The organism is Fictibacillus phosphorivorans (assembly GCF_007673525.1).
Lineage (GTDB): Bacteria > Bacillota > Bacilli > Bacillales > Fictibacillaceae > Fictibacillus > Fictibacillus phosphorivorans_C.
On record NZ_VDZU01000002.1, the window covers coordinates 192,400 to 206,049 of the forward strand.

At 38.6% G+C, this 13,650-nt stretch carries 14 protein-coding genes; 3 read left to right on the forward strand and 11 right to left on the reverse strand.

Going from position 1 to position 13,650, the window contains the following annotated elements; translation table 11 throughout:
• Nucleotides 1-7: 7 nt before the first annotated feature.
• The 6 genes from FS458_RS18560 to FS458_RS18585 all read right to left on the reverse strand — a co-directional run bounded on the left by FS458_RS18560 (nt 8) and on the right by FS458_RS18585 (nt 7,582).
• The gene (locus tag FS458_RS18560) at nt 8-784 is read right to left on the reverse strand and encodes a carbohydrate ABC transporter permease (RefSeq protein ID WP_231607552.1); all 777 of its coding nucleotides are present in this window, start codon (nt 782-784) and stop codon (nt 8-10) included.
• A 129-nt stretch (nt 785-913) separates the two neighbouring features.
• On the reverse strand, nt 914-1,813 hold the full coding sequence (locus FS458_RS18565; RefSeq protein ID WP_144704281.1) for a carbohydrate ABC transporter permease: 900 nt from the start codon (nt 1,811-1,813) through the stop codon (nt 914-916).
• Nucleotides 1,814-1,877: 64 nt separating this feature from the next.
• The gene (locus FS458_RS18570) at nt 1,878-3,188 is read right to left on the reverse strand and encodes an ABC transporter substrate-binding protein (protein ID WP_144704284.1); all 1,311 of its coding nucleotides are present in this window, start codon (nt 3,186-3,188) and stop codon (nt 1,878-1,880) included.
• A 103-nt stretch (nt 3,189-3,291) separates the two neighbouring features.
• A complete protein-coding gene (locus FS458_RS18575; RefSeq protein ID WP_144704287.1) occupies nt 3,292-4,302 on the reverse strand; it encodes a LacI family DNA-binding transcriptional regulator in 1,011 nt (336 codons plus the stop codon).
• 142 nt (nt 4,303-4,444) lie between these two features.
• Nucleotides 4,445-5,686 (reverse strand): helix-turn-helix domain-containing protein, encoded by a 1,242-nt coding sequence (locus FS458_RS18580; protein WP_144704290.1) that lies wholly within the window; start codon nt 5,684-5,686, stop codon nt 4,445-4,447.
• A 150-nt stretch (nt 5,687-5,836) separates the two neighbouring features.
• The gene (locus tag FS458_RS18585; protein WP_260858820.1) at nt 5,837-7,582 is read right to left on the reverse strand and encodes a M4 family metallopeptidase; all 1,746 of its coding nucleotides are present in this window, start codon (nt 7,580-7,582) and stop codon (nt 5,837-5,839) included.
• A gap of 227 nt (nt 7,583-7,809) precedes the next feature.
• Here FS458_RS18585 and FS458_RS18590 point away from each other — a divergent pair, with 227 nt between their 5' ends.
• From FS458_RS18590 to FS458_RS18600, 3 genes are all read left to right on the forward strand, one after another.
• Nucleotides 7,810-8,442, forward strand: a complete 633-nt coding sequence (locus FS458_RS18590) for a DUF4047 domain-containing protein (RefSeq protein WP_144704297.1) — start codon at nt 7,810-7,812, stop codon at nt 8,440-8,442.
• Nucleotides 8,411-8,956, forward strand: coding sequence for a signal peptidase I SipW (gene sipW / locus FS458_RS18595; protein WP_144704300.1), 546 nt, complete (start codon nt 8,411-8,413; stop codon nt 8,954-8,956). The genes FS458_RS18590 and sipW overlap by 32 nt, the downstream gene beginning before the upstream one ends.
• Nucleotides 8,957-9,037: 81 nt before the next feature.
• Complete coding sequence (locus tag FS458_RS18600) at nt 9,038-9,652, forward strand: TasA family protein (RefSeq protein WP_144704302.1); 615 nt, start codon at nt 9,038-9,040, stop codon at nt 9,650-9,652.
• 72 nt (nt 9,653-9,724) lie between these two features.
• Here FS458_RS18600 and FS458_RS18605 read toward each other — a convergent pair whose 3' ends face one another.
• From FS458_RS18605 to FS458_RS18625, 5 genes are read right to left on the reverse strand one after another with little or no spacing between them, the layout of a single operon-like run.
• Nucleotides 9,725-10,825 (reverse strand): threonine aldolase family protein, encoded by a 1,101-nt coding sequence (locus tag FS458_RS18605; protein WP_186320653.1) that lies wholly within the window; start codon nt 10,823-10,825, stop codon nt 9,725-9,727.
• A 16-nt stretch (nt 10,826-10,841) separates the two neighbouring features.
• Nucleotides 10,842-11,543, reverse strand: a complete 702-nt coding sequence (locus FS458_RS18610; RefSeq protein ID WP_144704305.1) for a hypothetical protein — start codon at nt 11,541-11,543, stop codon at nt 10,842-10,844.
• Nucleotides 11,540-12,283: a hypothetical protein gene (locus tag FS458_RS18615; protein WP_144704307.1), complete on the reverse strand. Its 744-nt coding sequence runs from the start codon at nt 12,281-12,283 to the stop codon at nt 11,540-11,542. The genes FS458_RS18610 and FS458_RS18615 overlap by 4 nt, the downstream gene beginning before the upstream one ends.
• Complete coding sequence (locus FS458_RS18620) at nt 12,264-13,166, reverse strand: ATP-binding cassette domain-containing protein (RefSeq protein WP_144704310.1); 903 nt, start codon at nt 13,164-13,166, stop codon at nt 12,264-12,266. Before FS458_RS18620 ends, FS458_RS18615 begins: the two co-directional genes overlap by 20 nt.
• Nucleotides 13,163-13,549 (reverse strand): GntR family transcriptional regulator, encoded by a 387-nt coding sequence (locus FS458_RS18625; RefSeq protein WP_186320654.1) that lies wholly within the window; start codon nt 13,547-13,549, stop codon nt 13,163-13,165. Before FS458_RS18625 ends, FS458_RS18620 begins: the two co-directional genes overlap by 4 nt.
• Between the last annotated feature and the right edge of the window lie 101 nt (nt 13,550-13,650).

The following is a 13,650-nucleotide window of genomic DNA, read 5'->3' on the forward strand; positions in this document are numbered from 1 at the left end:
CTCTCCTCTACTCTTTGATAGAACCTGCTGAAATGCTGTTGACAATATATTTTGATAAAAATAAGAAAGCTACCATGATCGGTACCACGGAGATCGCGATCCCTAAGTACATGGAACCTAAGTTTTGAGCCACTTGTGAACCTTTTAAGAAGCCCATCAACACAGGAAGCGTAAACTTTTCAGGTGAGAATAAAACAACTAACGGCATGATGTAGTTGTTCCATGACCCGATAAACGTAAAGATAGACATAGTCGCGATCGCTGGCATCATGATTGGAATCGCGATCGTATGAAAGATTTTAAATTCACTTGCACCATCGATTCGTGCTGCCTCAATTAAACTTGGGTGAAGCGTTGTTAAAATGTACTGGCGCAAGAAGAACACCACGAAAGGACTCGCTGCTGCAGGAATGATTAATGGAATATACGTATCCAATATCCCTAAGTTCTTACATAGTTCATAAAAGCCGATTAACCCTAACTGGCCAGGAACCATCATCATCACTAGCATGAAAACGAACATCGCATTCTTGCCCTTAAACACATAGAACGCAAATCCATAGGCTGTTAAGGCTGAAAAGTACCCCGACAATAACGTCACGAGAACTGAGATGAATAAGCTGTTCTTAAAGCCCGCCCAAATATTGATGTAGCTCATCATCGTTTGGTAGTTTTCAACTAACGCACTCCCAGGAATTAGAGTAAAGCCTGAAAGAATAGCTTCATTTGAGCGTGTAGCGTTTACAAGCATCATTAAGAACGGAATGAAGCATACGATGGCCATAGCAATCAATAAAGCATAGATCAAAAGTTTTGGTATGCTGATTTTTCGCTTCGGTTTTGTTTCTATAACACTTTTCTTTTGAACAGAATTTGAAAGGCTATTATCTACCGCTGTTTTTCCTATCATGCTTTACACCTGCCTTGGTTGTTTACGTTCTTTCCCATACATCCCCTTGAAAATAAAAGCAGAGAAGATGAGCGTTATAACAAATAATCCGTATGCTACTGCAGCAGCGTACCCGTAATTGTTATACTTGAAGGCTTGATTGTATAAATAGAGCACCATCGTATTCAATGAGCCATCTGGTGATCCTATTCCATCTGTTAAAAGCATCGGTAGATCAAACAATTGAAGACCTCCAATGAGCGAGGTAATCATGATATAAAGCAGGATAGGCTTTAAGAGCGGAATCGTAATCTTTGAAAACGTCTGCCAGCGATTTGCACCATCGATTAATGCTGCTTCGTAGTAGTCCTTCGATATGCCAGATACACCTGCCATTACGACGATAAAGGAGTGACCAAACCACATCCAGGTTAAGATCAGTGAGACAGATAACTGTGCACTCGTTGGTTCGTTCAGCCAGTTGATTGGATCTGAGATAATTCCTAGCTTCATTAACATCATGTTTAAAGATCCGTGCTGCCAATCTAGTAAAATACCGAATAATAGAGCAACCGAACTGATCGTAATTAGATTCGGAAGGTAAAAGATTGATCGGAAAAATGCGATTCCTTTTAACTTGATTCTCATATCTGAAAAAATCATAGCCAAGATGAGAGCAAGTCCCATTTGAAGCGCAAAGTTCACACCCCATATTTTCCATGTGTTAAAAAAAGCTTCAACAAAATACGTGTCTGTAAGGAGTCGTTTATAGTTTGCTAGACCTACTAACTGTGCTTCACCACTCCCTGTATAATTGGTAAAGCTATAATAAAAGGTTAGGGCGACGGGATATATACTGAACACTAAGAAGACGAGCCAAAACGGAGCAATAAAAAAATAGCCATAACGGTTTATATTTTTCATCTCTCCTCCCCCTTTCAATAGATAGGTCAGTGGCGAGGAATTATTTCCCGCCACCCCCTAAAACTTATTTTTTCGGTACTTTTATGTCTGGATAAGCATTATGTGCTTTTTGATAGAATTCTTTAATCGCTTCTTTTTTAGACTTCTTACCTGTTACATATTGCTGCACAGCATTTCCGTAAAGCGTATCTAGCTGCTGATCGTACTTCGTCACGATCCCTGGTGTGATCTTAGTAGATTGATCCAAGAAGAATTGATAGTTGTTCTGTCCACCCAAAAACTTGTCGCTAAAGTCGTCTTTAATTGTCTCTGTTACAGGTAGATAAGAAAGGACATCTCCGGTTTCTTTACTCCAAGATGTTAAGAATTCATCGTCTTGTGTCATCATTTTCACAAATTTATAAGCAAGTTCTTTATTATCCGATTTGTTGTATACACCAAGCCATGTTCCACCCCAGAAATAAGGACTCGGACCACTCGTTACCGCCCAGTCACCAACAGATTCCTTAACATTGGTTTTTAGGACGCTATGTAATCCCCATGTAGGAAGAACATATGAAAACACTTGTGTTTCTTTTTCCTTGCCGCCCTCTTTTACCTTGATCGGCTTATCCATGCCTTCGAACCAAGATGGTGACCATTCAGGTGCTAGAGCTGTGTATTGATTATTACGAAGCTTTTTCGAGTAATCCATGTACTCCATTTTTTCATCTGTAAGCTGAAGCTCATTCTTATCGTTTACCCAAGGCTGTGGATTGTCACCTTGTGTGAACCAGCGGATAGCTCCCTCATCTGGGAACATGCTATAGCCTTTTGCTTTCATCTTATCTGCTACTTCAAACACCTTATCCATAGAGCTCATCATTTCACCAACTTGAGTTGGATCGTCCGTTCCTAATACTTCCTTTGCAATGCTTCGCTTATAATAGATGCCTCCTGGCGTTGTTTGCCAAGAAAGAGCGCGTACATCGCCATCTTTATCTTTACCAAGGTCAAATACGTAAGGTACATACTTATCAGAAAGCTTATCTGCGTTATAAGGCTTTTCAGATAAGTTCTCCCAATAACCTGCATCTACCCATTGTTTTAAGAATGCAATCTCGCCTGTGAAAACGTCAGGAGCTCCAACACCACTCTCAAGTACAGGCTTTAACTTTGTCGGGTAGTCAGCGATCGGAACAATCGTTAACTCCACTTTTACGCCATTCTTTTCCTCAAATGTCTTAATCGGTTTCTTCAATTCATCTGTAAACGACCAGATTCTTAAATCAACATCTTTCTTGCCATTACCAGATGTTTTCGAATCGCTTGAACAACCTGCAAATAATCCCACCAACAGAATAGATACCAAAAAGATACTTAACTTCCTTTTCATGTATAAACCCCTTCCTTCTTTAAAATTTATTGAGCGAAAGCGGTTTCGTTTTGTTTTAAAATAAATATTCGAAACCGCTTTCGAATTATCCTAAAAAAATTTTTTATTTTTTTTGTGCGCACGATTCACGAATAATCAATTCAACAGGTATGCGCTTGGATGTGATTAGTTTTTTCTTTTGTATAATTTGTTTCATCAATAACTTTGCTGCTTGGTATCCAATCATATCCGTATCTTGCTTAATCGTCGTTAATTTCGGCGTAATGTATGCTGCCATTTCAATATCATCATAACCGATGATTGAAATATCTTCGGGAACGCTTAGACCCTTTTCTTTTATAGCTTCAATTGCACCGATTGCCATATGATCTCCTGCAACAAATACGGCTGTAGGTACATCATCCAGCTTCAACAGTTTTTCCATAGCTGCTCTGCCTTCTTGGATAGAGAACAATCCACCGTTGATCAGATAGCCCTCATGAATCGGCAGGTTCAACTCATTCATCGCTTTTTTAAATCCTTTGATTCTTTCTGCACCTGCATCCGTTAAAGCATCGCCAGCGATATGAGCGATTTTTGTATGACCAAGTGAATGCAAGTAATTTACTGCGAGCTTTCCACCTTCAATATTATCCGAGAACACAAGACTGCAGTTCTGTTTGTTCATATCTATAACAACGATAGGAATGGTGCTGTTTATCATCTCTTGTACTTGCGGATCTTGTGGATCAGAACAGATCACTACAATGCCATCTACGGCACGGTAAGAAAAGTGTTCCAAATAGCTGATATCCCGATTACGCAGATTTCTTGAAGCGAAGATCAGATCATATCCCTCTCGTTCTGCATTCTTTCTGAAACTTTCTATTATCGCACTAAAAAAAGGATGTTTCATTCCTACTTCATTCGACTCAGAAAACATCACACCAATCGTCCAAGACTTTTTTGTAGAAAGCGATTGGGCATGTGCATTAGGCAGATATCCCATTTCTTCGACTGCTTGTAGAATTTTCTGCTTTGTTTTTTCACTCACATCAGAATAGTTATTGAGTGCTTTTGAGACGGTTGTCGTTGAAAAACCCGTCTTTTTTGCAATGTCATAAATTGTAGCCATTGTTATCTCCTCTTTACCGAAAGCGCTTTCGTTAATTGAAATTATAACTGACGCGAAAATAACTTTCAATATAAATTTTCTAACTTTTTTGAACAAAAAAAGACAGGGGACTTTGTATCCGACCTATCTTGCATGAATTTATTTAATCTCTAGCTAAAAACAGAGCCGAAATTTCAACTGCTTTCTCGTACTGCTTCGTGTCGGCATAATAGTGATATAGCTGCTTTCCAAACTTTTCGATCCTACTGAATTGATTATGAACTTGAAAAAATGGCAGAGCTATATTTTCTAAGTAACTGAAATAAGCATCTGTCTCACCCTTTATTATAAAAAAGTGAAGTTGAAACAAGTGCAGATATAAAGGATGTTTTAACATTCTGGCTGCTGTTAATCCTTCTTCTGCATTTTTTAAATTCTGCTTTTGAGACTGAAGTTTTCCATCAATACTATTGTCCAAAAAATTATACAATCGGTTTAAATAGATCGCTGTTTTTTTATCAGCCATCTTTAACGCTTTCTGATAATAGATGTGCGCATTCTCATAATCTTTTCTTTTAAAAAATTCAAGCCCTAGATTATGTAAAAGCATTCCGATAATACCAATTTCATTTAAGGTTTCACTATCCTGAATCAACTGAAGGTAACGGTCAACTTTTTGTTCAAATTCATGTTGTGTTGCACATTCTATTTGCAGCAGCATGACTGATTCTGCTTGGATGGCTCTAGAGAAGTTATTGTTTCTCTTAAAATAGTCCACAGCTTTTTTTGCATTAATATATGCCATCGTTTTGGATTCAACCCATTGATAAGCCATTGCTAAATGATAACAGTATTCTTCATTTCCATAGGAGATCTTATCAATCGTACTCAAGAGCTCGATTGCTTTCCTACGATTCTCAACATGAAAATTGTTGTACTTCTGCAAGAAGTAGATTCCCTTTACATGCTTATACATGTTGAACTCATAAGGAATCAGGTGTTCAGTTTGTATTCGCTTTAAAACCTCTGCTGCTTTTTGTGGCTCTTTTTTTAAAAGATAATAACGAGCAAGCACCAGCTGATACAGTGCTGCATGTTTTGAGGTTTGAACAATCGGAAATTGATCTAGTTCACTTTTTGTCTTCTCTACTTCTTTCATTCTTTGCATGATAATAGAGTTGTGCCATTGATGAAGTTTCTTCTCCATATCTTGAAAGAACTGCATCTCCTTCTGTATATCAATCTCTAGCCGCTTTGAAAATAACGCAATAATCTCCGTTGAGTACTTCGTCTGTCCCCGCTCAATTTTACTAACATGTGTTGTCGTACAGATATCTTTACCCAGTTGCTCTTGAGAAAGTCCTCTTCGCTTTCGATAAAATTTAATAATTTCTCCCTCAATCATATGTGTCTCTCCTCATGAACAAATGTTTAATGATAAAAGTTTCTTTCTAAATCGTTTTTTTTCCTTCTAAAGTCATGTTTTTAAGTCTTAGTGCTCACTATTTTTCCATAAAAAATCCACGAAAGAATACTCTCTCGTGGATCATACTGCTTATTGAGCCGGTACACCAATCGCATCGTAAGCTGCCATTACAGCTTTTGTTTCAGCGGACGGAGCGCCATTACGGTCTGGATAAAGATCACGAGCGGATTGGATCGCTGCCGCACGCATCTCTTTGAATCCGGATGAAGGTACAAGATAGTTCGTTAAAGCGCGGTAGTAGATCTTTTCAGTTTTTGAACGTGTGATACCCGTGACTTTAACGCCGTGGTGCTCGCCTCCCTCGGAGATGAGATAAGCTGCTTTATTGTTGATGGAGCTGTTAATATGAACCCCACCCTTATCCAGCTCGCCTAAATAACGGTCTTCATAGTGATCAGGATATGCATTATCCTTCAATCCATAAGCGGCAGAAAGCTTCTTGGACTTTGGATTACTCATGGAACGAAGTCCGCCATCACCAGGTACGTTTGGTGTGTAAATGTCTTCACCCATCTCCCATTCTGATGGACTTGTTAATCCGTGTGAATGCATCTCAGACAACGCACCGAAGATATCAGCTAATGATTCATTAATCGCACCTGATTCTCCTTGATAGGTTAGGTTTGCTGTTTTCGAGATTACACCATGTGTCATCTCATGACCTGCAACATCCATCGCACCTGCTAGTGAACTGAACAGAATACCGTCACCATCTCCATATAGCATCTGCTTTCCGTTCCATGCCGCATTGTTCCATTTAGATCCAATGTGGACCGTGCTTATGATCGGCATTCCGTTTCCATCGATACTGTTACGTTTGTGAATATTTTGGTAATACGTATTTACTTTGATAGAGTTCGTATGAGCTGAAACCGCTGCTGGGTCCGCAAAGAAAGACGTACCTGTTTCTACTTCAAAACCTGAGAATCCAAAAAGTCCGGATAGTAGGATGAAAGGTGTTTCACCCATGCGGTTCGCTTTGTACGTATGAACCGGGACGATGTTCGGATTCGTCGTTGTTCCTCCTCCTATTGCGGCACCATGCAGATAGCTTTTCCCGGATGTACTATCTTTTACAGCGATAAAGTTTTGAACTTTACCGAATAAGTCTAGTCCTCTTCCTGTTATCGGTGTTACTGCTGGAGCATCTGCTTCATGTACCGCGTTAAACTGATCAACGATATCACCCGTCGTTGCATCTATAAAATAATGATAAAACCCAGGTGCAGGAACAGAAGTCGAAACTTTAACCAAGTACGTTAAGTAGTTTCTGCCTTCATGTGGATAGATCGTTAATTCTGTGTCAACACCGTCAAACTGCTTAACTTCTCCAATCTCAGCAACTACTTGCTCTTTAGCCGTTCTTTCTGCATCTTCCTTCGTTATGGATGGATCTGTAGGAATGATAGATCGACTTGATTTTTGAGTCACCTTTCCAAATGACGCATACACATTGTTGTTTGCGTCCAACGCAACGGTTTGTCCACTGCCGTAGATTGGGATCCCGTTGTATTGCTCAACAGTTCGCACGTGGTATGTATTCGTGCTACTATCAGCAAACTCTTTTACGATCTTAAACTGCTCTCCTATTGTAGATGCTGATTTCACTCCAACCTCGGAAACGACCTGTGATTGAAGATACGCTTTAACGATTTCAGCTTTACTCAACCCTTCAGGAGCTTGGAATAAAACAGTTGTAGGATTCGCGTGTGCATTGGATCCAGGTAATGAAAATCCTCCAAGTGTAACGGACAATGCTAGAACTGCTGGAATTACCACTTTTTTGTTCAATCGTTTTTGTCTTTTCTTTTTCAACCCATTCACCTCTTCATCAAATTGTGCTTCCGGAATAATTCCAATTATTAAGAACATTACAAAGGTGGTCAATTGGGTTAATTTTTACTAAGTTTTTCTAGGTGTCATAGCGTTTGGAAGCTATTTTCGACAAAAAACGTCTATATTTTATCGATAAATTAACCCAATAACAATCTCGAACACATTCTGTAATAATAGGGTCAAATCACTAGACGAGGAGGGCTGATATGAAAGGCAAGCTTCATAAAGGGACTGTTCTATTGGGGTTATGCTCTCTATCTTTTTATTGTGGTGCTCAAATTACCGGTCAAACCGAAGCAGCCTTTTCAAGCCAAGCTCAAATAAAACCGGTGAAACTTTCAGCTGCAGTTGTTTTTCCAGACACGGTGGAAAACCTTAACGAAAAAGCTAACATCATTTATTCAAGAATAATCTCACTATATAAGACCCTTCCGAACGCTGCTGATGATGCAAGTTTACAAGAGCTAAAACAAACCATTGAGGAAATTACAGGATTAGAACAAACACTTTACTCACTACTCCGTGATTTTGAAGACATACATAATGAGCTCTCAAATTATGCGGAGCAGGTGAAGAAACTAGATTCGAAGACATACCAATTTGTCTATGAAGGATGTAATGAGACAAACGAATTGAGCAAAAAATTAAAAACGACAGTGGAGCTACAATCTATTAAACAATTACACCACTCAATTGAAGCTCGTATTAACAAGTTTGAAGATGACGAGGAAAAGAATGAAGAGCCTGTTAGATCAGCAGAGGTGAAGAATACTGATGATTCTATACAAAACGAAGGAGAAACAAAACATGACGAAAAAACTGTTGAAATTCACAACTAAACTAGCAAGCACCTCTTTTATTGTGTTGCTCTGCTTACTTGCTTTTATCATCCTATCGTCACGTGTCTCAGGATCAGAACCTTCCGTTTTTGGTTATCAGATTAAAGCGGTATTATCCGGATCGATGGAGCCTATCTTTCAAACAGGATCTATCATCTCTATTAAACAGGCAGACGACACCACTACCTTTAAAAATGGCGATATTATCACTTTTCAAATGGAAGATAAGTTGATTACTCATAGAATCATCGATGTTGAAAATAAAAACGGACAAATTTCCTATCGCACAAAAGGGGATAACAATGACGGACCTGATATGTGGTCGGTTCCTGCAAATGATGTAATTGGAAGTTACTCAGGATTTACGGTTCCATATATCGGATATGCATTAAAGGTGACTCAATCTAAGGAAGCAACTGCTCTTTTGTTATTTATTCCTGGGTTCTTATTATTTAGTTCAGCTGTTTTTTCTATCGTGAAAGCAGCTAGAAAATTAGATGTGGGAAAAGCATAAACTTTGGTTAGCTCTCTATGTATATAACCATACATACGAGTTTAATAAATCTAGATTACATATCTATGGAGGTTGAGAAGAATGGGGTTTACGAAGACAATTAGCAAAGGCGTTATGACAGCTGCACTAGGATTATCTTTAATGGGAGGAGGAACGTTCGCTTACTTTAGTGACACGTTCGAAACGAAAAACACATTCGCTGCAGGTACGTTAGATCTTTCCATCAACCCAAACGCTGTGGTTAACATTGATAACATTAAACCTGGCGATGAAGTGTACCGTGAATTTACGTTTGAGAATAAGGGCTCTCTAGACATCTATCAAGTACTACTAGATACAAAATATTCAGTTGAAGATGCAAAATCAGATAATACGGATGATCTGGCAAACCACATCAAGGTAACCATCATGTACAACACGAGCAGCGCAACTGTACCTGTTGTTGAGACTACATTGGCACAGCTGAAAGAAAAACAACCTGATCTTACCGCAATTGATGAATTTGTTGGCACAACACAGCGTCCTGATGGTATTCCTCCAGGTGAGAAAGAAAAAATGTTCGTATTGTTCCAGTTCGTAGATAATGGCGAAGATCAAAACCAGTTCCAAGGAGACAAGCTTCAAGTGGATTGGACGTTCAACGCGAAACAAGCTCCAGGTGCTTATAACGACGATACAGATCCAGAGAATAACTAAATTTCAGAACAAGCTAGAACTGCTAAGATTAGCAGTTCTTTGCTTTTCTATCCTAAGTTACAACGTTATTATTTATACTAAAGTTCTTGTCTTCAACTTCTTATTCAGCAGTGTGAACGTCTTTTTCAAAGCACTATTAGGTACTGCTAGATAATTGTCACCTAGGCTTACCTCAAAGAAACAACGATTCTCACCATTCTCGCGAAGATGTCCTGTTAATCCAACTCCACTCTCAGCATAAGTGTCTGCCAAAATGCGTTCCATTTCATGCTTTGGTGCTTGGACATGGACATGAAACATGTTTGAAACAGGCGTTATCGGAAGTGTGCGTATACCTTCACACTCGTTATAAAGTGCTGCTAATTCCTTTGCACCCTCATAGTATTCTTCCATTTTTTCAACTCGTTGATCGAAATAGAAATCCGCGCATAAGATATATGGATAAAGACTGATCAAGTCACCACCATGACGTCTTTTCCAAACCTTTGATTTCTCAGTAAAGTCTTTTGGCCCTGCTAAGATTGCACCAGCTACTCCGCCAATCCCCTTATAAAAAGAAACATAAACACTATCAAAAAGTACACAAACTTCAGCTGCAGTTTTATTATAAAATGGGAGAATTTCAAACAGTCTTGCTCCATCCAGATGAAGTTTAATTCCTTTTTCTCTGCAGTAATCAGAAGTAGTTTGTAATTCTTCAAAACTCGGCAGCTGGCCACCGATCTCTCGCTGAGGAAGTTCCAATAATAAACAAGAAACGTCTTCCTTCATGTTGACTACGTCATCCAGTTTAATAATTTTATTAGGGTCACTAAGCAGCACAGGTTCAATGTGGTGAAGTTCTTTCAAACCATCTTCTTCGTGAATTTCCAAGTGACATAAGGGATGATACGCCACTTTTTGGATACCCTTTTCATCACACCAAATCCGCATGGCGATCTGTTGGGCCATCGTACCACTCGGGAAAAATACAGCAGATTCTTTTCCTAAATAAGCAGCCATCTTTTCTTGAAAGCTATCAATGATGTGACCGCTGCCATACATATCACTTTCTTCCTGCCCTGTTTGATTTGAAATAGAATCTAACAGGACAGACACATCTCTTTTTCCGTGTCCGGTTACTTGGTATTTTGCATTTTTGTAGGCAGCAATTAAAGTGTTTTTGTTTTCCAACGTAACAAGCTCCCCTCTATTCGTTTATCCAGCTAATATCACCATTTATCTCAATATCGTTAGGTACTTTTAATAGAATAAAATCACGGCCGATCACAGAGCTGCGATTTTCTTGAGTAAAGTGTCCCCCCTTAGAGAACTGGCTGTATGCAAAGCCTGGTGAAAATCTCGAGAAGCTAACTGTCACTAAAGCTGGGTTATTTACGGTTAGCTGTTGTCCGTTTAACAAAAGCTCTGGGGAATGCACTTTGTCTGTAAAATCTACCCCATCGATATAAGATTTCCCTACATGATACGTAGCCTCAATCTCACCATCATTTTCGCTTTTTCGCTCAGCGAAAACACTCATGATGCCTGTTTCTCCCTCTGTTAAAACAATGTCTAACGACTTTTCATTAAAAGGAAAAGACCATTTTTTCTTTTCAGAAAAAATTTTATCTAGATCGACTACGTTTCCTGAATACAAATTGTCTATCGCTTTGGTTTGAGCGTCTTCTATGCTGCTCATTTCAGCTGCCGTAGCTATTTTTTCATCATTCTTGTGGTTTGGAAGGATGCTTAGTGAAATAACTGTAGCAATCGCTAGAATCATTGTATATCCGCCAAGGATCCAGCGGATTTTTCTTGTTCCTAAGCTTAATTTAGTGTTTGATCTCAGGATTCCAATTCCGGATGAGACAACTACAAAAATTACTAGTAGTAAAACAATATTAATCATTTCCTTACCTCCATTCTATTAGAAATCCCAAGGCTAGCCAGCAGTAAAAGGGACGAGACGATAGCAATTTTACAAATGAACAGAATAAATGAAGTTTCTTGTCCAAAGAACATGGTTACATTTTCAAAAACCCTAGGATCTCCACCGATTCCATCCAAAATTAAACCGCCAAACAAGACGGTCGGAATAATCAACAAAAAGCCTTTATGCAGCTGAATTAAAATTCCAACAAGATATCCTGCGCTAGCAAACAGAAAAATATAAAGAATGGAAGTAATCATTCCGATTATGAATTCAGTAACCGTTAATGAATCAACAATGATCGAATAATTATTTTTGAAGTAAAATGCTAAGATCTGAAATAGATTAGTAGAAAGATAAACCGTTATGCCTGCAAAAATACTAGAGGATAAAAGAAATAAAATGTTAGAAACTTGGCTTATGACACGATTCGTTACAAAAGAAAAATCATCATAACGATACGCTCTCGTTGTTATAATGATGGCTGTTATGAACGCCCAAATCATCATAAAAATGAGGATGATGTCACTTGTGTAATAGTAAAAATCATATTGTATTGAATTAGATGAGCCACTTCCCGAACCGGTACCATTAAAAGAAAAAAGAATCGCGAGCAGCTGGATCACGATTAACGATGTAAACACACCAAAGTATGATTTTAGCTTATAGCGATATTGTTTCTTTACAATATCCCAAGTCTTAACCTCTGCTAAATACATGATCGATTCCCCCTTTTGTTTTACTTGTTAAATAACTGAAAATATCTTCTGCAGAAACTGGCGTGACTTCTAATCCTAACTGTCTAGCATCCTCTAACTCTTTTATCGAACGATCGTTTCTTATGACCGCGTATGACATATTTGCGCCGATCTCTTGCACGGAAATGGGTTCCATCTTCTCTGTCCACTTCTCTACGTTAACTGTCTTTCCTCTCACGCCAATCGCGTACTCCTTTAACTGATCGATGGATAAGTGAAGACACTTTTCACCAGACTTAATGAGTAGAACCTCTTCTAACAAATCTTCTACTTCATCTAATAGATGGCTAGAAAGAATGATTGTTCTTGGATAGGCGATGTATTCTTTTAATAATGCTCGGTAAAAGTCCTTACGTGTCGCAGAATCCATTCCGCTTGTCGGCTCATCCATGATCGTCAGTGGGCAGCGTGCAGCTAAACCAACGATCATATTAAACGTACTCTTCATCCCCTTTGAGAGATTTCCATGATATTGATTAGAATTAAAAGAAAAATAATCAAATAATTTTAACGCTAAGTCGTGGTTCCAATTTGGGTAAAAACTCCCCGCTGTTTCAAGCAGTTCTTTTAATGTTAACCCTTGTGAGAAACTCATCTCGTTATCGATGAAGATTGTATTTGCCGAAACCTTTAAATTATTGAACGGATTTTCAGAGAAAACCTGTATGTCACCCGCAGAATGATGAAGATAACCAGCAATTATTTTTAATAATGTTGTTTTTCCTGCTCCGTTCCTTCCAATTAAACCGGTAATTTTATTTTCCGCTATCCGAAAGGTCATATTTTGGATTGCTTTCGATCGACCATATTGTTTAGTCAGTTCATGACAAACGACAACATTCATGATTGCTCCTCCTTTATTCTTTGGTGCATATCCCTGATCATCGTTACTAGTTCATCTTCTTCGACTTGTAGCTGTACAGCTTCTTGCGCTAACTCGGTAACAAGTGAATGCAGCTTAGAACTTTTTCTTTTACCGAGGATAATTTTTCTTGCATCCGCTGCAACAAACATCCCTAATCCCCTTTTCTTATAAAGAACGTTATCGTCCGCCAATAAGTTTATGCCTTTACCAGCAGTAGCTGGATTCACATTAAACATCTCAGCTAATTGATATTGCGAATATATTTTTTCATCTGCTGAAATCGTTTCGTTCAAGATTTCGTTCTCGAGCCATTCTGAAATCTGAACATAAATCGGTTTCATACTATCAGCATTTAGCAGCAAATGTACCTCACCTCCAACTTACCACTATAGTGCATTACATATGTAATGTACTATATATTTCCAATATATGCAATATGTTGTTTATGATGACATAAAAAAGA